The organism is Kitasatospora gansuensis (genome assembly GCF_014203705.1).
Classification (GTDB): Bacteria; Actinomycetota; Actinomycetes; order Streptomycetales; family Streptomycetaceae; genus Kitasatospora; species Kitasatospora gansuensis.
The window spans coordinates 2,898,175-2,917,228 of the sequence record NZ_JACHJR010000001.1; the positions used below are offsets into that span (position 1 = coordinate 2,898,175).

Genomic DNA, 19,054 nt, shown 5'->3' on the forward strand with positions numbered 1-19,054 from the left:
CTCCGGTATGGGTATGACCGGTACGTACCGCACCACCCCTCTGGACAGTTGGGGCGAAGCAGTTGAACCGAGCAACAGGAAGTGCCGCGGCTCCCGAGCCGCAAGCACCTTGCGTCACCCAGGAGGTGAGGGTGTCCCAGATCGACGGCGATCCCGGAGTGAAGGACTTCGTCGAAGTCCGGCTGCCCGCGGCAGGGGCGTACCTCTCGGTACTGCGAACGGCGACCGCCGGTCTCGCGGCCCGGTTGGACTTCACCCTGGACGAGATCGAGGACCTGCGGATCGCGGTGGACGAGGCCTGCGCCATCCTGCTCCAGCAGGCGGTCCCGGGCTCCGTGCTGAGCTGCGAATTCCGGCTGGTGGGCGACTCGCTGCGGGTCACCGTCGCGGCCCCCACCACGGACGGCCGGGCCCCCGAGCGGGACACCTTCGCCTGGACGGTGCTCTCCGCGCTGGCCGGCGAGGTGGAGTCCTCGGTGGGTGCCGACAACACGGTGACCATCAGTCTGCACAAGAAGCGCGGCGGAGCACCGGCACCGGTGTGACAGCCGCCGCTGTGAGCCCCACTCGCGCAGCCGTACGCCCGGCACCCCAGGTGCCGCGCGTACGGCTCCCCCGTACCGCACCGCGGTACACCCCATGTGAAGTGCTCCCGGAACGGAACGGGTGACCGCCGTGAGTGATCTCGACCGCACAGGCGTTGCCGGAAGCCCGGCCGCCACCGCCGACCTGACGCTGCCGCCCCCCTTGAGTGGCGTCCCCCCGCAGCCTGCCCGACCCGACACCGCCGACGTGCACCCGAAGGACACCCATCGGATGAGCCAGCCGACCGATCCGCCGAACGATCCGTCGCCGACGCCGGAGCAGCCGCCGGCTGCGGCCGGTGCCGAGGAGGTGCGCCCCGTGGTTCCCGTCCAGGCGCACCGCTCCGGTGCGCCGGACCGGGAGGCCGCGCGGGCGCTGTTCGTCAAACTGGCCGGGCTGCCCGAGGGTTCACCGGAGCGGGTCGAGCTGCGCAACCAGCTGGTCCGGATGCACATCCCGCTGGTCGAGCACCTGGCCCGGCGGTTCCGCAACCGTGGTGAGCCGCTGGACGACCTGACCCAGGTCGCCACCATCGGCCTGATCAAGTCGGTGGACCGCTTCGACCACGAGCGCGGGGTCGAGTTCTCCACCTACGCGACCCCGACCATCGTCGGTGAGATCAAGCGGCACTTCCGCGACAAGGGCTGGGCGGTCCGGGTGCCCCGCCGCCTGCAGGAGCTGCGGCTCTCGCTCACCACGGCGACCAGTGAGCTCTCCCAGCGGCACGGCCGCTCCCCCACCGTGCACGAGCTGGCCGAGCACCTCGGCATCTCCGAGGAGGACGTGCTGGAGGGTCTGGAGTCGGCCAACGCCTACTCCACCCTGTCGCTGGACGTCCCGGACAGCGACGACGAGTCGCCCGCCGTCGCGGACACCCTGGGCGCCACCGACGAGGCGCTGGAGGGCGTCGAGTACCGGGAGTCGCTGAAGCCGCTGCTGGCCCAACTGCCGCCCCGGGAGCAGAAGATCCTGGTGCTCCGGTTCTTCCGGAACATGACCCAGTCGCAGATCGCGGCCGAGGTCGGCATCTCCCAGATGCACGTCTCCCGGCTGCTGGCCCGGACGCTGGCCCAGCTCCGGGAGAAGCTGCTGGTCGAGGAGTAGGAACGACCACGGCCCGGTCCGGCCCCCGTTTCGGCGGGGTGTCCGGACCGGGCCGTGCTGTGTTCTGCCGGGAGCTAGTCGGCGGCCGGCGCGTAGAGCACCTCGGTCACCTTCGGGTTCAGCAGCGAGCCGATCCCGACCAGGCCGAGCAGGCCGACGGCCACCCCGGCGGCCTGCATCGCGCCGCCGTTCTGCCACATGTAGTAGGCCACCGGCAGGCAGATCGAGTTGGTCAGGACGGCCGGGCTGCGCCCCCACCGGCGCGCCTTGAGCAGCGCGCGCCCCGCCAGCATCGGAAGCGCCCCCATCAGCAACAGGATCACGCCGCCGAGCTCGCTGCGGCCCTGCGCCGGGGCGTCCCAGAGGAAGCCGGCCACGATGTCGTAGAGACCCCAGCCGGCCAGCGCCGCGCCCTGCAGCGCGGTGATCGCGGCGCCGACGAGCAGCGCGGTGGGCCGGGCGGGGCTTGGGGTGATGGATTCAGCGGTCACTCCAGCAGGGTAGCCGCCGTGCTTGGATCATCGACCCGTAGGCTGAGCGCCATGCGCGCTCTCCTGGTCGTGAACCCGAAGGCGACCACCACGAGTGGACGCACCCGCGACGTGCTGACCCACGCCCTGCGCAGCGACCTGGCGCTGGAGGTCGCGCACACCGAGTACCGCGGGCACGCCCGTGACCTGGCCCGGGACGCCGCCGAGCGCGGGCTCGACCTGGTGGTCTCGCTCGGCGGCGACGGCACGGTGAACGAGATCGTCAACGGACTGCTCACGCACGGCCCGTCCGATCGGGTACCCCGGCTGGCCATCGTCCCGGGCGGCTCGACCAACGTGTTCGCCCGCACCCTCGGCCTGCCGAACGACCCGGTGGAGGCGACCGGCGCACTCCTGGACGCCTTGGAGCACCGGCGCGAGCGGGCGGTCAGCCTGGGCAAGGCGATGACCGAGGGCCTGCCGGACCGCTGGTTCACCTTCACGGCCGGCCTGGGCTTCGACGCGGGCGTGGTGGGCCGGGTGGAGGCCCAGCGGAAGGCCGGGCGGAAGTCCACCCACGGGCTCTACGTGAGCCAGGCGCTCCGGCACTACGTGACGGAGCGTGAGCACCGCAGAAACGGCCCCATCACGCTGGAGCTGAACGGCCAGGAATCCGTGCCGGGACTGGTGCTGGCAATAATCTCCAACACCTCGCCGTGGACCTTTCTGGGCAACCGGCCGGTCTTCCCGTCCCCCTCGGCGTCCTTCGACAGCGACCTCGACATCTTCGGCATCACTCGAATGACCGCGTTCGGCACGGCTCGAACGGTCCGTCAGATTCTGCGTTCGCACACGCCTGCGGACGGCGCCACAGGGCCGGTCGGCCCAACCGGGAAGCACCTCGTCTCCTATCACGACGTCCGGCACTTCACCTTGGTTTCACAGGAACCGGCCCCGTTTCAGGTCGACGGGGACCACCTTGGAGACAGGAGTCGCGTCAGTTTCACAGGCGTTCGGCGGGCACTGCGTGTGATTGTGTGACCAGAAGGGCCCCCCGCCCTTCTTCTCGAACGCACAAGCCCCCTTCACCCCATAGAAGTACGGGCTGTGAGCTAGGCGACACCGAAGAATCAAAAATTCCTCGCCGAAGGGGGTTGTATCCGAGCCTGAGGTTTGCGAACCTCTACATGGCGATCGGGACACGTCGCAGCGGGACATACCGCGACAGTTCCCTTGATCCGCCCGAACCCCACTTCTGCACAGACCACCCGGGCCCCATGGGCCTTTGGTCCCTTTTGCTGTTGTGGGATTCGTGAAAGCGTTCACATTCACAAGCCACCACGATTGCGTCGACCGGGCCACAGCCCGCCGACCGGAGGAGTTGGACGAACATGGACTGGCGCCACCGCGCTGTCTGTCGCGAAGAGGACCCGGAGCTGTTCTTCCCGATCGGGAACACCGGTCCTGCTCTGCTGCAGATCGAGGAAGCCAAGGCCGTGTGCCGCCGCTGCCCCGTCATGGAGCAGTGCCTGCAGTGGGCACTGGAGACCGGCCAGGACGCCGGCGTCTGGGGCGGCATGAGCGAGGACGAGCGTCGTGCGATGAAGCGCCGCGCCGCCCGCAACCGGGCCCGCACCGCCTGACGTTCCGTCAGCACCGCCTGATCAACACATGATCAAGGGCTTGGCCGCAGTTTCGGCCGAGCCTTCCACGGCACGGACACTTGCTAGTGTTCACTGAGAGCAATATCGTGGAGCTGTGACGCTCACCGTGTGCAAGCACGTGAGGCGAGCGTCCGAGCGACACCACAGAGCCCCCGTTCCGGCCGACTCCCCCCGACGGCCGGAACGGGTTGAGAGGCCCTGTCGACCCACCCCCCCGGTCGACAGGGCCTCGTTGCTTTCTCCCGCCGCCGCCCCCTACGGGACGGGGATCTCCAGGACCACCTTGGTGCCGCCCTCCGGGTTGGCCACCATGTCGAAGCTGCCACCGAGCTCGTTGGTGGCCAGGGTCCGGACGATCTGCAGCCCGAGGTTTCCCGCCGTCTGCGGGTCGAACCCCTCCGGCATGCCCTTGCCGTCGTCCTGCACCGTGATCAGCAGGTACTCCTCCGGCTTGGCCCCGCCGTTCCAGCTCTCCGACCAGCCGGTCCCGGTGGCGGGTGCCCGCCCGCGCAGGGCGCTGACCTCGACGCTTCCGCCGTCCTTCGGGTCGAAGGCATGCTCCAGCGCGTTCTGCAGCACCTCCGTCAGCACCATCGCCAGCGGGGTGGCCACCTCGGCCGACAGGATGCCGAAGCTGCCGGTCCGCCGAGTGGCGACCTTGCCGTCCTGGGACAGCTCCATCACCATCGCCAGCACCCGGTCGGCGATCTCGTCGAAGGCGACCTGCTCGTCCAGGGTCTGCGAGAGCGTCTCGTGCACGATCGCGATCGAGCCGACCCGGCGGACCGCCTCGTCCAGCGCCGCCCGGCCGGCCGCCGAGTCCATCCGGCGGGCCTGCAGCCGGAGCAGCGCGGCCACCGTCTGCAGATTGTTCTTCACCCGGTGGTGGATCTCCCGGATGGTCGCGTCCTTGGTCATCAACTCACGGTCACGACGGCGCAGTTCGGTGACGTCCCGGGCCAGCACCAGCGAACCGGTCAGGGTGCCCTTGGGCTTCAGCGGGATTGCCCGCAGGGTCACCACCCCGCCCTGCGCCTCCACCTCGGTCTGCCGGGGCGCCCAGCCGCTGGCCAGCTTGACCAGCCCCTCGTGCACCGCGGCCCGGGCCGGCGGCGCCAACTCGGCCGTGGTGCGCCCGAGGTGACTGCCCACCAGGTCGGTGGTCAGGCCGATCCGGTGGTACGCGGACAGCGCGTTCGGGCTGGCGTAGGTGACCACACCGTCCGCGTCCAGCCTGATCAGGCCGTCGCCGACCCGGGGAGCGGCGTCCATGTCGGTCTGCTCGACCCCGTGGTAGGGGAACGTTCCCGCAGCGATCATCTGGGCCAGGTCGGAGGCGCTCTGCAGGTACGTGAGCTCCAGCCGGCTCGGGGTCCGCACGGTGAGCAGGTTGGTGTTCCTGGCGATCACCCCGAGCACCTTGCCCTCGCGCCGGACCGGGATCGACTCGACCCGGACCGGCACCTCCTCCCGCCACTCCGGATCGCCCTCCCGGACGATCCGCCCCTCGTCGTAGGCCGCGTCCAACAGCGGCCGGCGGCCACGCGGCACCAGGTGGCCGACCATGTCGTCCTGGTACGACGTGGGCCCCGTATTGGGCCGCATCTGGGCCACCGAGACGTACCTGATGCCGTCCCAGGTGGGGATCCACAGCACCAGGTCGGCGAAGGACAGGTCGGAGAGCAGCTGCCATTCCGAGACCAGCATGTGCAGCCACTCCACATCGGCACCGGTCAGGGTGGTGTGGCGGCGGACGAGTTCGTTCAGCGAGGGCACAGGGCGAGCGTATCCGCAGCAGGCCCCGGACGGCTTCTCCACTGTGGACCAGACCAATCTCGGGAGCTCTCTGGACAACCCGGATTGGTCTAGTCCACAATGAAAGAGCACCAAGGAGCCGCCCCCCGCGCAACTGCCCTGACCGCGCGAGGCAGCTCCTCGGTCGGACGCCCCACACCCCGTCTGCCCCGCACAGCCGACGGCCGGTAGAGGCGCCCGACGACAGCTCCGGGCTGCGGTGCCGCACAGGTTGAGGGTCCTGTGTCGGCGCCGTGGCCCGTAGTGCTTTTCCGCACTCTGCGCAGATGCCCAGCCGGCTACGGTCCAGGGGCTCGGGGAACTGCGAGGAGATCTGGCGTTCGGGTCACTGCGAAAGTGCCTGACCACCTACGCGCGATCACCTTTCCGAGGTCGGCGCCGCCGTTCCCCGGGCCCCTGACGGTGCACCGTGTGCCTAGTGCGTCTCGGTGATCTTGGCGAGGGCGCGGGGGGCGTCGGGGTCCTGGCCGCGGGCGATGGCCACCTCGTAGGCGAGTTGCTGGAGCGGCAGGATCTCCAGGACGGGCTGGATCTCCTCGGGGACCCCGGGCGGGAGGGCGAAGCCCGCGGAGGCGGTGTCCACCTGGTCCTGCTGCCCGATCACCACCAGGTCCGCACCCCGGCCGCGCAGCCGGTCCAGCACCGGCTGCAGCGCTTCGCCGCCCTTGCCGTCCGGCACCACCGCGATCACCGGTGAGACGTTGTCGACCATCGCCAGCGGCCCGTGCAGCAGGTCCGCGCCGGAGAACGGGGAGGCGGGGATGTAGGTGGTCTCCATCAGCTTGAGCGCGCCCTCCCGCGCGGTCGGGTAGCCGTAGCCGCGCGAGGTGAGCACCAGCCGCTGGGCGAACCGGTACCGCTCCGCCAGCGCCTTGACCTCGGCCTGCCGTTCGAGCACCTGCCCGGCCAGCTCGGGCAGCACCTCGGCGGCCGCACCGTCCCCGCCGCGCAGGCCCTCGACCAGCAGGTAGAGGGCGAGCAGCTCGGCGGTGTAGGTCTTGGTGGCGGGCAGTGCCTTCTCCGGACCGGCCAGCAGGTCGATGTGGAACTCGGAGACGTCGGCCAGCGGCGAGTCGGCGTTGTTGGTGACCGCCAGGGTGATCGCGCCGGCCTCCCGGGCAGCCTTGGTGGAGGCCACCAGGTCGGGCGAGCCGCCGGACTGACTGATCGTGACCACCAGCACGTCGGTCAGGTCGGGCCTGGCCCCGTACGCGGTGGTGGTGGACATCGAGGTGAGGCCGGCCGGCTTGCCGAGCAGGATCTCGACCAGGTACTTGGCGTAGAGCGCCGCGTTGTCCGAGGTGCCGCGGGCGGTCAGCAGCACGAAGCGCGGCTTGCGGGCGGCGATCTCCGCCGCGATCTCGCGGATCTTCGGGCCGCCCTGGTCGAGGATCCGCCGCAGGACGGCGGGCTGCTCGGCCATCTCCGTCGCCATGATCCGGCCGGGTGCGGGCGGGTTCTGCGGGTCGGTCATCTGACGGTGCCTCCGCTCGGGACGGTCGCTCTCCAAGCGTGATGCTACGAGCGCGGCCGCCCCCGGGCACCCCGCGGTGCGCCGTCCGGGCAGGACGGGCGGCGCACCGGCGGGCGGCGGGCAGCGGGTCAGGACGGGTTGTTGATCAACTCGTCGATCTTCGCGTCCGCCTCCTGGGTGGCCTGGTCGACCGACTTGCCCTTGAGGATGTCGTTCAGCATGTTCACCAGGACGTTCTGCTTCTCGATCGCGCCCCAGCCGGGGGCGATCGGGGTGAACCAGGCGTCCGGCACCGCGTTGGCGGCGGCGGCGGTGGCGGGCTTGGACTTCAGCGGGCCGAGCTGGGTCAGGTTGTTCGGCAGGGTGTCCTTGTCGACCAGCACCTGCTGCGACTTGGCGCTGGTGAACATCCGGATCCAGTCCTTGGCCGCCTCCGGGGCCTGCGACTTGGCGGTCACCGCGAGGTCGGAGCCGCCGATGAAGGAGGGCAGCGGCTTGCCGTTCGGGCCCGGCATGCCGACCACCTTGAGGGCGTCCTTGAGCTTGGGTTCGCCGCCGACCGGCGCGGTCGCGGTGCCGATCTCCCAGCCGTTGCCGTAGAGCATCGCGGTCTTCGAACGGCCCAGCACGGCGGCCTGGTTGAGCTCGTTCACCGCCAGGTCGCCCTTGTTGTACGTCTTCACCAGCTCGACGAAGTGCTGGACGCCCTGCTGGGACTTGGCGTCGTGCAGCGTGCCGTGCCACTTGCCGGTGCTGTCGAACCGGGCGATGCTGCCGCCGTAGGCGGTCACGTAGGACATCGCGGCGTACCAGTACGGGCCGGGGAGGTAGAGCGCGGAGTAGCCCTTGTCGCCCTTGTGCTTGGCCGCCACCTTGTCGAGCGCGGCCCGGAGCTGCTCCTCGGTCTGCGGGAACTCGGCGCTGCCGGTGGCCTCCTGGAAGGCCGCGGCGTTGTAGATGCCGACCCGGGCGCCCGCGTAGTACGGCACGCAGTAGAGCTTCTCCTGGTACGTGCAGGTGTTGACCAGGCCCTGGATCCAGGTGTCGGAGTTCTCGAAGCTGGCTTTGTCGACCGGCGCCAGCGAACCGTTCAGGATGTACTTCATGGTCTCGGTGTTGCCGAGTTCGACCACGTCGGGTGCCGTGCCGGCGGTCAGCGCCGAATCCAGCTTGGCGATCTTGTCGGCCCAGGTCTGGTAGCTGAGCTTGAGATCGACCTTCGGGTACTTAGCGGCGAACTCGTCGTTGACCTGCTGGACCAGTTCGGGCCAGTTCGCCTGCGCCTCGTTCATCAGCCAGATGGTGACCGAGCCGGTGACCGTCTTGGGGTCGGTGCTGCTCGGGCCGCCGTTGGCTCCGGAACCGGCGCTGCCCCCGCAGGCCGCTGTGCTGGCGAGCAGTGCCGCGACGCCGAACGTCGCCATGAGCCGACGGTTCACGCCATCCTCCCGGTTGCTTGGTCCGGTCCAACTGTGGTTTAGACCGGATTGCCTGGAGACTGGCCTAGACCACAGCTGGTGTCAACGATTCGCGAAGCTCAAGTGTCGGACGTTGCAGACCTGTTGTGCATTGTGTGCACCCTGTGGCCATCCCGACACTAAGGGTTTCATTAAGGCTCCCTTAAGCTCCTCTTGAGGGAACATCGTCATTTCGGCCCGGCATTCTTCCGGCTCCGGAAAATGCGCCCGGAAACCCGAAAACCCGGAAACCCACCTACCGGCGTAGGTGGGTTTCCGGGTGGCTTTCCAGTACGGCCTACTGGCCGGTGAGCACCTCGACGGCGGCGAGCCCGAGGACCCGTGCGGCCCCGTGGGTGGCGATGTACAGGGCTCCGGCGGGCGCGGCCTGCGGGACCCCCATCTCGACCACGGCGCCGTCCGGACGGGCCGTCAGGACCCGCTCCAGCACTGCCGTCATCCACTCGTAGCGGTGCGCGTCGCGGACCACCAGGACCAGGCTGCGGCCCTCGGCCCCGGCCAGCAGCCGGGCCACCGTGGCGTCCAGCAGCTCGGGCGTCGCGTCCGCCGAGTCGACCTTGGCCGTCCGGGTGCCCGGGAAGCGGGCCGCCAGCAGGCCGGAGAGGCCCCAGGGGGTGTCGTCGCCGACCGCGAAGTTGGGCTGGTCGGAGAGCGAGACCACGTACGGGCGCTCGGTCACCGGCGGGAAGGCCCGGCCCGGGGCGCGGACCACGCGCAGCGCGCGGCGGGCGGCCCGCAGGCCGATCGCCAGGTCCGGCTCGCCCAGCTGGGCCTGCGACTCGATCCGGGCCCAGCTGCCGAGGGTGCGGACCCGCTGGGCCGCGTCGGCCAGCCGCTCCGCCGGGAGCGCGCCGGAGCGGACGCCCTCGACGATCGCGTCCCGGAGCTCCAGGACGGTCTCCTCCTCGGTGGAGCCGCCGCCGACGCAGATCGCGTCGGCCCCGGCGGCCAGCGCCATCACGGTGCCCGGGCCCATGCCGTAGGTGTCCGCGATGGCGCCCATCTCGATGCCGTCGGTGACGATCAGGCCCTGGTAGCCCAGCTGACCCCGGAGCAGGTCGGTGAGCACCGCGCGGCTGAGCGTCGCGGGCAGCTTCGGGTCCAGCGCCGGGACCATGATGTGAGCGGTCATCACGGCCTTGGCGCCAGCCTCGATCGCCGCCAGGAACGGCACCAGGTCGCGCGAGCGGAGCAGGTCCACGTCGACGTCCACCATCGGCAGGCCGAGGTGCGAGTCGACCGCGGTGTCGCCGTGGCCGGGGAAGTGCTTGGCGCAGGCGGCCACGCCGACCTGCTGCAGGCCCTCCACCCAGGCGGCGGTGTGCCGGGCGCACAGCTCGGGGTCGGCGCCGAACGAGCGGACGCCGATCACCGGGTTGCGCGGGTTGGAGTTGACGTCCGCCGCCGGCGCCCAGTTGTAGTTGATACCGCAGGTGGCCAGCGCCCGGCCGAGCTCGCGGGCCACGTCCCGGGTGAGCCCGGTGTCGTCCACCGCGCCGAGCGCCAGGTTGCCCGGCCAGGAGGAGCCGGAGCCGACCTCCAGGCGGGTGACGTCGCCGCCCTCCTCGTCGATCGCGATCAGCAGGTCCGGGTTCTCCGAACGCAGCTCGGCGGTGAGCGCCGCGAGCTGCTCCGGGTTCACCACGTTGCGGGCGAACAGGGCGACCGACCCGAGCCCGGCGGCCAGGTGACGGCGGACCCACTCCGGCATGGTGGTGCCGACGAACCCGGGCTGAAGGACCGTCAGCGCGTCGCGGTGCAGCTGGTCGCTGTCGGTCACGGCGGGGGTGAGGATGCTCATGATCGGGTCATCCCTTCACGGCACCGGCGGTGAGACCGGAGGCGATACGGCGCTGGACGAGCAGGAAGAAGATCACCACGGGGATGGCCATCATGGTCGAGCCGGCCATCATCGGCGCGTACTCGGTGCCGCGGGTGGTGGTGAAGTTGCCGAGCCACACGGTCGCGGTGGTGTTGGTCTGGCTGAGCAGCTGCAGCGCGTACAGGTACTCGTTCCAGGCCTGGATGAAGCCGTAGATCGCGGTGGCCACCATGCCGGGCGCGAGCAGCGGGAAGACCACCCGGACGAACGCCCCGGTCCTGGTGCAGCCGTCGACCATGGCCGACTCCTCGAGCTCCTTCGGGATGTTCACGATGAAGCCGCGCAGGGTCCACACCGTGAACGGCAGCACGAAGGTGAGGTAGGTCAGGATGATGCCGGAGAGCTTGTTGTACTGGCCCAGGTCGTTCAGCAGCAGGAAGACCGGGATGATCATCGCGACCAGCGGGACCATCTGCACCGCCAGGATGCCGACGATGACCACCTTGCGGCCGCGGAACGCGAACCGGGAGATCGCCAGCGCGGCCAGCAGGCCGACCACCAGGCCGATCGCCACCGTGGTGCTCGCGATGATCAGGCTGCGGAAGACCGGGCCCCAGAAGTCGGAGATCTCCAGCGCGCGCTTGAAGTTGTCCAGCGTGACCGGGAACGGCAGGAACTTCGGGTCGGTCGAGATCGCGTCCTTGTCGGACTTCAGCGCGGTGTTGACCATCCAGTACACCGGGAAGCCGAGGATCGTCGCGACCGCGACACCGATCAGGTTGTAGAGGCTGCGGCCCTTGGGGCGCGGCGCCTTCGTCCTGATCTTCGGAGCGGGGGCGGCCGGCGCGGGCGGTTCGGTCACGGCGGTCTCGCGAGGTGCGGCCGAGTCGGTCATCGTCACTCCACCTCTCCAATCTTCAGCATCTGGCGCATGTAGACGGCGATCACGCCGAGCAGCAGCAGAACGGTCAGCAGGGCGATGGCCGAACCCATGGAGTAGTCGTTCACCACGAACGCCTTGTCGTACGAGTACGTGGTGAGCAGCTGGTACTCGGGCTCGGGGTGGCCGCCGCGCATCAGGAAGACCTGGGCGAAGACACCCATGTCCCAGATCACGGAGAGGGTGGCCAGCATGACGATGATCGGCTTCAGCACCGGGATGGTGACGTAGCGGAAGACCTTGAAGGCGCCGGCGCCGTCCATCCGGGCCGCCTCCTCCAGCTCCTTCGGGACCTGGGTGAGACCGGCGTGCAGGGTGATCGCCACGAACGGGACCGCGCCCCAGACCACCAGCGCCATGATGATGGTGAAGCCCTGGGTGGAGTCGATGAACCAGTTGTGCCGGTCGAAGTCCAGACCGACCTTGGTCAGCAGCCAGTTGACGACGCCGTAGTCGGTGTCGAACATCCACTTGAAGACGGTGACGGCGACCACGATCGGCATCGCCCAGCTCGCCACCAGGGCGATGTTCATCAGCGTCTTCACCCAGCCGGAGACCCGGATCAGCAGCATCGCGATCAGCAGGCCGAACACCATGGTGAAGCCCACGGCGCCGACGGTGAAGACGATGGTGCGGACCACCACGTCCCAGAAGACGCTGTCGCTCAGCACCGTGGAGAAGTTGTCGAAGCCGAGCCACTCGGTGGGCTGGAAACCCCACAGCTGGGACTGGCCGAAGTTCTGGAACGACAGGACGGCCAGGCGGACCAGTGGGTAGCCGAGCACCACGGCCAGCACGGCCATGGTCGGCGCCAGCAGCAGCCACGGGGTGGCGGCACCGGAGAAGCGGCTGCCCAGCGAACGGGGCGCTCTCCCGGGGGCGGGGGCTGCCGCGGGTGATGAGGGCCGCTGCGGCGGCACCTTCGCGGTGGATGTGTCGGCACTCATCACGTGCTCCTCAGCTACGCCTGGCGCTTGCATACGTCAGTGGCCTCACGACCGGGGCCCGCCGGCCCCCTCTCACTGCGAGGGGGCCGGCGGGCTGACGGTGGATCAGGCCTTGTTGATCAGGCCGTCGATGGCGGTGTCGGCGTCCTTCGCGGCAGCCTCGACCGTCTTCTTGCCCTGGGCGATGTCCTGCAGGGCGTTCTGCAGGACGTTCGCCTTCTCGACCTGCAGCCAGCCCGGCGCGGTCGGGACGAACCAGCTGATCTCGGCCGCGGTCGCGGTGGGCGCGGTCTTCGGGTCCGCCTTGAGCGGGGCCAGCTGGGTCTTGTTGTTCGGCAGGTTGCCCGCCTTGATCAGGACCTCCTGCGCCTTGCTGTTGGTGAAGGCGTTGATCCACTCGGAGGCGGCGGTCTTGGCCTTCGACTTCACCGGCACGGCGAGGTCCGAGCCACCGAGGAAGGTGGAGAGGTTCTTGCCGGACGGGCCGGGCATCACGAAGGAGACGATGTTCTCCTTGAGCTTGCCACCGGTCTTGTCGAACTTCGGGTCGGCGGCGGAGCCACCCTCCCAGCCCGAGCCGTAGATCATGTTGGAGCTGCCCAGGCCGTAGACGATGTAGCGGTCCGCGTCGTCCTTGGTCAGGTCACCCTTCATGTACTTGCCGAGGGCGTCCTTCCAGGCGGTGAGGCCCTTGACGGACTCCGGGCTGGACAGGGTGGCCTTCCACTTGTCGCCGTCCTGCTTGGCGATCGAGCCGCCCGCGTCGGTGACGAAGGACATCGCGGTGTACCAGTCACGCGACGGCTGGTACCAGGCGGAGAACTTGTCGCCCTGCTTGGCCTGGATCTTGTCCAGGGCCGCGGTCAGGTCGGCGTAGGTGGTCGGCACGGCGGTGACGCCGGCGTCCGCGGCGATGTCCTTGCGCCAGGTGGCCACGCGGGCACCGGCGTAGTAGGGGACACCGTAGGTCTTGCCGTTGTAGGTGGCGGAGGCCTTGAGGCCGTCCAGCCACGCACCGCTGTTCTCGAACTTCGAGGCGTCCAGCGGGGCCAGCGCGCCCTTGATCATGTAGGGCAGCATCTCCGTGTTGCCCATCTCGACCACGTCCGGCACGGCGTCGGTGGCAAGAACGGAGTCGAGCTTGGTGTTCTTGTCCTTCCAGCCGTAGTACTCGTGGTTGATCTTGATGCCCGGGTACTTGGCGGTGATGGCGTCGTCCGCCGACTTCACCAGGTCCGGCCAGTTCTGCTGGGCGTCGACGGTCAGCCACACGGTGAGGGCGGTGGGGGCGGCCTCCTTCGCGTCACCGCCGCTCTTCGCGTCCGAACCACAAGCGGCAAGACCGACGACCATTGCTGCGACGCCGACCGCCGCGATGAGCTGACGCTTCACGCCATCCTCCTGAGGGATGCCCGGGTTGCCCCCACCTGGGCAGCGACGTACCGATACATATCGGTGGAAAGCCTGTCGCGAACCCTTGGAACGGGGTTGGGGAATTCATGTTTGGTCTGCAGTGGTGTAGACCAGATGCCTGGAGCTTGGCCTAGACCAATGGACGTGTCAACGGCTCCAGAACCAATCAGGACCACCCGTTATCAAGCCGACACCGCTCATCGTTCATCGCGTGATGAGGGCCCCGTTCACAGCCCATACGTGCAACGATGTGTGCCGTTGACGAGGAGCGTGGCCTGGGAAGGCTTCGCGAGCACCGGGAGATACGGCGGATGAGCAGCGACGGGGGCACCACTGCCCAGGTGAACCAACCCCAGGGCAAGAGCCTGCCGACGCAGAGCGCGGCCGACCCGACCGCTCGCGTCCCGAAGTACTACGGACTGAAGCGCCATCTGCTCCAGCTCACCGAGACCCAGCCGGCCGGCACCCCGGTGCCGCCGGAGCGCGCGCTGGCCGCGCAGTTCGACACCTCCAGGACCACCGTCCGGCAGGCCCTGCAGGAGCTGGTGGTCGAGGGCCGGCTGGAGCGGATCCAGGGCAAGGGCACCTTCGTGGCCAAGCCGAAGGTCGCCCAGGCGCTCCAACTCACCTCCTACACCGAGGACATGAGGGCGCAGGGCCTGGAGCCCACCTCCCGGCTGATCGAGGTCGGCTACATCACCGCCGACGACCGGCTGGCCCCGCTGCTGGACATCAAGCCCGGCGGCCGGGTACTCCGGATCGAGCGGCTGCGGCTCGCCAACGGTGACCCGATGGCGATCGAGGTCGCGCACCTCTCCGCCAAGCGCTTCCCGGCCCTGCGCCGCAACCTGGTCAAGCACAACTCCCTCTACACCGCGCTGCGCGAGGTGTACGGGGTGACCGTGGCGGAGGCCGAGGAGACCATCGAGACCACCCTGGCCAACCCGCGCGAGGCCGGCCTGCTCGGCTCCGACCTCGGCCTGCCGATGCTCCAGCTCTCCCGGCACTCCTTCGACGCCGACGGCGCACCGGTCGAGTGGGTCCGCTCCATCTACCGGGGCGACCGCTACAAGTTCATCACCCGCCTGCAGCGGCCGGCCTCCTGACCGACCGTCTCCTGACGTGGCGCGTTCCGCTATCCGGGAAGTTCTGCACGGAGTAGTGACACGCGTCACCCGGTGACCTAGATTTCGCTGCCGTAGTGACAAGTCGATCACCACGGGTGCTGCTCGGCGGACGCACGATCCTGTGCGTTGCGGCGCGTTGAGGTGAGCCCTCACCAGCGGAGCCGTTCACATGTCGTCAGAAACCCCGGCCGGAGCGCAGCTCCCGGTGGTCACCCCCGCGCGGGTGCTCGCCGGGCTGAGCCTGTTGCTCCCGGTCGTCGCGATGCTCTGGGTGTCCTCGTACACCAAGGCCACCCCCGAGCTCGGCGGACTGCCCTTCTTCTACTGGTACCAGCTGGCCTGGGTGCCGGCCTCGGCGATCTTCACGGTGGCCGCGTACCTGCTGCTGCGCCGGGACGAGCAGGCCCGCAAGGCCGCGGCGGGCGGTGCGTCCGCATGACCCACTCCGGCGTCAACTGGACCGCGCTGACGGTCTTTCTGATCTTCTTCGTCCTGGTCACCGTGATGGGCTTCCTGGCCTCGCGCTGGCGCAAGGCGGACAACGCGCAGCACCTGGACGAGTGGGGCCTGGGCGGCCGGAGCTTCGGCACCTGGGTCACCTGGTTCCTGCTCGGCGGCGACCTCTACACCGCGTACACCTTCGTCGCCGTCCCGGCGCTGGTCTACGGGGCGGGCGCGGCGGGCTTCTTCGCGGTGCCGTACACGATCATCGCGTACCCGCTGGTCTTCCTCTTCCTGCCCCGCCTGTGGTCGGTCTCCCGGGTGCACGGCTACGTCACCCCGGCCGACTTCGTCCGCGGGCGGTACGGCTCCAAGCCGCTCTCGCTGGTGGTCGCGCTCACCGGCATCCTGGCCACCATGCCGTACATCGCGCTCCAACTGGTCGGCATCCAGGCCGTGCTGGACGTGCTCGGGGTCGGCGGCAGCGCGGACAGCAACTGGTTCGTCAAGGACCTGCCGCTGTTCCTGGCCTTCGCGGTGCTGGCCGCCTACACCTACTCCTCGGGCCTGCGCGCCCCGGCGCTGATCGCCTTCGTCAAGGACACCCTGGTGTACCTGGTGATCATCGTCGCGGTGATCTACATCCCGATGCGGCTCGGCGGCTACGGCGCGATCTTCGACTCGGCCGCGCAGAAGTTCAGCGCGCCCGGCTCCAAGGGCGCGCTGATCACCGGCCCCAAGGCGCAGTGGGGGTACGCCACCCTGGCGTTCGGCTCGGCGCTCGCGCTCTTCATGTACCCGCACTCGGTGACCGGTGTGCTGGCCTCCCGGTCCCGCAACACGGTGCGCCGGAACATGGCCATCATGCCCGCGTACTCGCTGATGCTGGGTCTGCTGGCGCTGCTCGGCTTCATGGCCATCGCGGCCGGCGTCGGCAAGGGCGTGAAGGGCTTCAACCCGCAGCTCTCGGTGCCCCAGCTGTTCGAGAACATGTTCCCGGACTGGTTCACCGGGGTGGCCTTCGCCGCGATCGGGATCGGCGCGCTGGTGCCCGCCGCGATCATGTCGATCGCCGCGGCCAACCTGTTCACCCGGAACATCTACAAGGAGTTCCTGAAGCCGACCGCCACCCCGGCGGACGAGACCAAGGTCGCCAAGCTCGCCTCGCTGCTGGTCAAGGTCGGCGCGCTGGCCTTCGTCCTGCTGATGGACAAGCAGTTCGCGATCAACCTCCAGCTGCTCGGCGGGATCTGGATCCTGCAGACCTTCGTGTCGATCGTCGGCGGCCTGTTCACCCGGTGGTTCCACCGCTGGGCGCTGCTGGCCGGCTGGGCGGTCGGCATGACCTACGGCACCTGGAAGGCGTACGGGGTCTCCTCCCCCGCCACCAAGCACTTCGGCGGCAGCTCGGCCGAGATCCCCGGCATCGGCGAGATCGGCTACATCGGCCTGACCGCCTTCGTGCTCAACGTGCTGGTCACCGTGGTGCTCACGGTCGTCCTGCGGGCCGCCAAGGTGGCCGACAGCGTCGACGAGACCAGCCCGGCCGACTACACCGCCGAGGCCCCGGCCCGGACCGAGGTGGCCGACGCCCCGGAGGCTCCGGAGCCTGTCGCGGCGCACTGATTCACCCGGGCGCACCGGCCCGTACCGCGCGCGCCCTGTGATCGCGCCGTCCTCCCGGTCAACACTGGAAGGACGGCGCGATCATTCGTATGACCGGACCACGGGGAGAAGAACATGGCGGAACCCAGCGGCAACGTCCTGAACGGCCACCGCACCACCGTCGGCACCCGGGCCGCCCAGCCCTCGGTGCTGATCGCCACCAGACACGGCGAGAGCACCGCCAACGTCGAGTTCCGGCTCGCCGACGAGACCGGCGCGCTGACCGTCCCGATCACCAGCCGGGACGCCGACATCCCGCTCTCGCTGCACGGCCAGGCCCAGGCCCAGGCCCTCGGCCGCTGGTGGGCCGCCCTCCCCCCGGCCGACCGGCCGCGCTCGGTCTGGTGCTCGCCCTACCTGCGGACCACCGAGACGGCCCGGATCGCGCTGGCCCAGGCGAGCGGACTCGGGGCGGTGCCGGTCGGTCTGACCATCCGTCACGACGACCGGCTGCGGGACCGCGAGCTGGGCGTGCTGGAAATGCTCACCAAGGCCGCGATCGAGAAGGAGCACCCGGGCGAGGCGGCCCGGCGGCGCAAGATGGGCGAGCTGTACTACCGGCCGCCGGGCGGTGAATCGTTTCTGGACGTCGCCCTGCGGGTGCGGAGCCTGCTCCGCGACCTGCGGGAGGAGGAGGAAGGCCGGCCGGTGCTGGTGGTCGCGCACGACTGCCCGGTGCTGATGCTCCGTTACGTCCTCGACCGGCTGACCGAGCAGCAGTTGCTCACCCTCGACCCGGTCGCCAACTGCTCCACCAGCCTGTGGCGCGACCGGGCCGGCCGGCTGGAACCGGACGGCTGGAACCGGACAGATCACCTGTAAGCGCTCACCCGGCGGAGCCCTCGGCCCGTCCTCGAACACCTCGTCTAAACTGTCGGCCATGATGGGCTATTCGGGTGGGCGACAGCGGCTGGTGGTGGGGCTGGTCACGTTCGTCGTCGCCTTGGGCGCCACGGTTCTGACGGGTGGTGGGGGACCGGCTCCGGCCGCCGCCCCGACCGCCGCGGGCAGCCCGGCCGCGTCCGCCGCCGCCTCCCCGACGGCGACCCAGGCGAAGGGGCTGAACATCGGCATCGCCTACGGCGACACCCTCACCTGGGAGTCCGAGCCGAACCTCAAGCTCGGACTGGACGACGCGGTCAACACCGGCGCCAAGTGGGTCCGGGTGGACCTCTCCTGGTCCAACATCCAGCCGGAGAGCTCGAAGCGCTACGAGTGGCAGCGCTTCGACCGGGTGGTCAAGGCCGCCAGGGACCGCAAGCTCGAGGTGATCGCCACCATCGGCTACACCCCGGCCTGGGCCCGGAAGCCGGGGTGCGGAGACGACGTGTCCTGCGCTCCGGCCAGTCCCGACGCCTTCGCGGCCTTCGCGAAGAAGGCCGTCGAGCGGTACGCCCCGATGGGCGTGCACACCTGGGAGATCTGGAACGAGCCGAACATCCCGTTCTGGTTCCCCAAGCCGGACGCCCCCGCCTACACCAACCTGCTGCGCGCCACCACCAAGGCGATGCGCGCCGCCGACGCCAACGCCTACCTGGTGATGGGCGGGCTGGCGGCGGTCGGCACCTACCCGGCGAAGAACTACATCTCGCACAGCGAGTTCCTCACCGAGGTCTGCAAGCTGGGCGGCAACAAGCTGGTGGACGCGATCGCCTACCACCCCTACACCTATCCCCATCTGCCCAGCGCCAAGACCGACTTCGGCACCGCCTTCGAGGACATCAGCACCACCAAGAGCAACCTGATGGCCGTGCTGGAGACCTACGGCACGCCCAACCTGCCGATCTGGCTGACCGAGACCGGCGCGCCGACCAACGGCCCCGGCAGCGCCGCCGACGGCAAGACCATCCCGCCGGACGCCACCCACGTGACCGAGGCCTTCCAGGCCGACTTCGCCCTGGACACCATCCCGGCTGCGGCCGCCAACAAGCACATCGCGGCGGTGTTCTGGTTCGCCGACAAGGACGACGGCACCGAGAAGGACAAGGGCCAGCGCTCGAAGTTCTACGGCCTGCGCTACCACGATGGCTCGCCGAAGGCGGCGCTGAACGCCTGGAAGGCCGCGATCACCACCTACGAGCTGCACCGGCCGCAGTAGCGAGGTCTGCC

17 protein-coding genes are annotated in these 19,054 nt (G+C 69.6%); 9 read left to right on the forward strand and 8 right to left on the reverse strand.

Annotation, left to right across the window (positions count from 1 at the left end):
* Positions 1-131 precede the first annotated feature (131 nt).
* Positions 132-545: an ATP-binding protein gene (locus F4556_RS12695; protein ID WP_184914391.1), complete on the forward strand. Its 414-nt coding sequence runs from the start codon at positions 132-134 to the stop codon at positions 543-545.
* 271 nt (positions 546-816) lie between these two features.
* Positions 817-1,689, forward strand: a complete 873-nt coding sequence (locus F4556_RS12700) for an RNA polymerase sigma factor SigF (RefSeq protein WP_246511007.1) — start codon at positions 817-819, stop codon at positions 1,687-1,689.
* A 74-nt stretch (positions 1,690-1,763) separates the two neighbouring features.
* Here F4556_RS12700 and F4556_RS12705 read toward each other — a convergent pair whose 3' ends face one another.
* Complete coding sequence (locus tag F4556_RS12705; RefSeq protein WP_184914392.1) at positions 1,764-2,180, reverse strand: hypothetical protein; 417 nt, start codon at positions 2,178-2,180, stop codon at positions 1,764-1,766.
* Positions 2,181-2,231: 51 nt separating this feature from the next.
* Here F4556_RS12705 and F4556_RS12710 point away from each other — a divergent pair, with 51 nt between their 5' ends.
* Together F4556_RS12710 and F4556_RS12715 are read left to right on the forward strand one after the other, a co-directional pair.
* Entirely contained in the window at positions 2,232-3,200 is a 969-nt protein-coding gene (locus tag F4556_RS12710) for a diacylglycerol/lipid kinase family protein (protein ID WP_184914394.1), read from the forward strand.
* Positions 3,201-3,550: 350 nt separating this feature from the next.
* A complete protein-coding gene (locus F4556_RS12715; RefSeq protein WP_014138019.1) occupies positions 3,551-3,802 on the forward strand; it encodes a WhiB family transcriptional regulator in 252 nt (83 codons plus the stop codon).
* A 276-nt stretch (positions 3,803-4,078) separates the two neighbouring features.
* On the opposite strand, the gene F4556_RS12720 is transcribed toward F4556_RS12715, so the two are convergent.
* The 7 genes from F4556_RS12720 to F4556_RS12750 all read right to left on the reverse strand — a co-directional run bounded on the left by F4556_RS12720 (position 4,079) and on the right by F4556_RS12750 (position 13,691).
* Positions 4,079-5,590, reverse strand: coding sequence for a sensor histidine kinase (locus F4556_RS12720; RefSeq protein ID WP_184924551.1), 1,512 nt, complete (start codon positions 5,588-5,590; stop codon positions 4,079-4,081).
* Positions 5,591-6,053: 463 nt separating this feature from the next.
* Positions 6,054-7,112 (reverse strand): SIS domain-containing protein, encoded by a 1,059-nt coding sequence (locus F4556_RS12725; protein WP_184914396.1) that lies wholly within the window; start codon positions 7,110-7,112, stop codon positions 6,054-6,056.
* Positions 7,113-7,240: 128 nt separating this feature from the next.
* On the reverse strand, positions 7,241-8,551 hold the full coding sequence (locus F4556_RS12730; RefSeq protein ID WP_184914399.1) for an extracellular solute-binding protein: 1,311 nt from the start codon (positions 8,549-8,551) through the stop codon (positions 7,241-7,243).
* Between the two features lie 316 nt (positions 8,552-8,867).
* Positions 8,868-10,391, reverse strand: a complete 1,524-nt coding sequence (locus tag F4556_RS12735) for a glycoside hydrolase family 3 protein (RefSeq protein ID WP_184914401.1) — start codon at positions 10,389-10,391, stop codon at positions 8,868-8,870.
* Positions 10,392-10,398: 7 nt separating this feature from the next.
* Positions 10,399-11,307 (reverse strand): carbohydrate ABC transporter permease, encoded by a 909-nt coding sequence (locus F4556_RS12740; protein WP_184914403.1) that lies wholly within the window; start codon positions 11,305-11,307, stop codon positions 10,399-10,401.
* A 2-nt stretch (positions 11,308-11,309) separates the two neighbouring features.
* Complete coding sequence (locus tag F4556_RS12745) at positions 11,310-12,302, reverse strand: carbohydrate ABC transporter permease (protein WP_184914404.1); 993 nt, start codon at positions 12,300-12,302, stop codon at positions 11,310-11,312.
* A 102-nt stretch (positions 12,303-12,404) separates the two neighbouring features.
* The gene (locus F4556_RS12750) at positions 12,405-13,691 is read right to left on the reverse strand and encodes an extracellular solute-binding protein (protein WP_184914406.1); all 1,287 of its coding nucleotides are present in this window, start codon (positions 13,689-13,691) and stop codon (positions 12,405-12,407) included.
* Between the two features lie 332 nt (positions 13,692-14,023).
* Here F4556_RS12750 and F4556_RS12755 point away from each other — a divergent pair, with 332 nt between their 5' ends.
* The 5 genes from F4556_RS12755 (at position 14,024) to F4556_RS12775 (ending at position 19,043) form a co-directional block, all read left to right on the forward strand.
* Entirely contained in the window at positions 14,024-14,818 is a 795-nt protein-coding gene (locus tag F4556_RS12755; RefSeq protein WP_246511008.1) for a GntR family transcriptional regulator, read from the forward strand.
* Positions 14,819-15,008: 190 nt separating this feature from the next.
* Positions 15,009-15,278, forward strand: a complete 270-nt coding sequence (locus F4556_RS12760; protein ID WP_057227003.1) for a DUF3311 domain-containing protein — start codon at positions 15,009-15,011, stop codon at positions 15,276-15,278.
* Positions 15,275-16,906: a monocarboxylate uptake permease MctP gene (gene mctP, locus F4556_RS12765; protein WP_184914407.1), complete on the forward strand. Its 1,632-nt coding sequence runs from the start codon at positions 15,275-15,277 to the stop codon at positions 16,904-16,906. Before F4556_RS12760 ends, mctP begins: the two co-directional genes overlap by 4 nt.
* A gap of 114 nt (positions 16,907-17,020) precedes the next feature.
* On the forward strand, positions 17,021-17,767 hold the full coding sequence (locus tag F4556_RS12770) for a histidine phosphatase family protein (protein ID WP_184914409.1): 747 nt from the start codon (positions 17,021-17,023) through the stop codon (positions 17,765-17,767).
* 58 nt (positions 17,768-17,825) lie between these two features.
* The gene (locus tag F4556_RS12775) at positions 17,826-19,043 is read left to right on the forward strand and encodes a cellulase family glycosylhydrolase (RefSeq protein WP_184914411.1); all 1,218 of its coding nucleotides are present in this window, start codon (positions 17,826-17,828) and stop codon (positions 19,041-19,043) included.
* The last annotated feature ends 11 nt before the right edge of the window (positions 19,044-19,054 follow it).

Coding starts and splice junctions, on each gene's coding strand:
- F4556_RS12770 (WP_184914409.1), top strand. CDS start 17,021: ATGGCGGAACCCAGCGGCAACGTCCTGAACGGCCACCGCACCACCGTC.
- F4556_RS12775 (WP_184914411.1), top strand. CDS start 17,826: ATGATGGGCTATTCGGGTGGGCGACAGCGGCTGGTGGTGGGGCTGGTC.
- F4556_RS12755 (WP_246511008.1), top strand. CDS start 14,024: ATGAGCAGCGACGGGGGCACCACTGCCCAGGTGAACCAACCCCAGGGC.
- mctP (WP_184914407.1), top strand. CDS start 15,275: ATGACCCACTCCGGCGTCAACTGGACCGCGCTGACGGTCTTTCTGATC.
- F4556_RS12735 (WP_184914401.1), bottom strand. CDS start 10,391: ATGAGCATCCTCACCCCCGCCGTGACCGACAGCGACCAGCTGCACCGC.
- F4556_RS12700 (WP_246511007.1), top strand. CDS start 817: ATGAGCCAGCCGACCGATCCGCCGAACGATCCGTCGCCGACGCCGGAG.
- F4556_RS12715 (WP_014138019.1), top strand. CDS start 3,551: ATGGACTGGCGCCACCGCGCTGTCTGTCGCGAAGAGGACCCGGAGCTG.
- F4556_RS12710 (WP_184914394.1), top strand. CDS start 2,232: ATGCGCGCTCTCCTGGTCGTGAACCCGAAGGCGACCACCACGAGTGGA.
- F4556_RS12740 (WP_184914403.1), bottom strand. CDS start 11,307: ATGACCGACTCGGCCGCACCTCGCGAGACCGCCGTGACCGAACCGCCC.
- F4556_RS12760 (WP_057227003.1), top strand. CDS start 15,009: ATGTCGTCAGAAACCCCGGCCGGAGCGCAGCTCCCGGTGGTCACCCCC.
- F4556_RS12725 (WP_184914396.1), bottom strand. CDS start 7,112: ATGACCGACCCGCAGAACCCGCCCGCACCCGGCCGGATCATGGCGACG.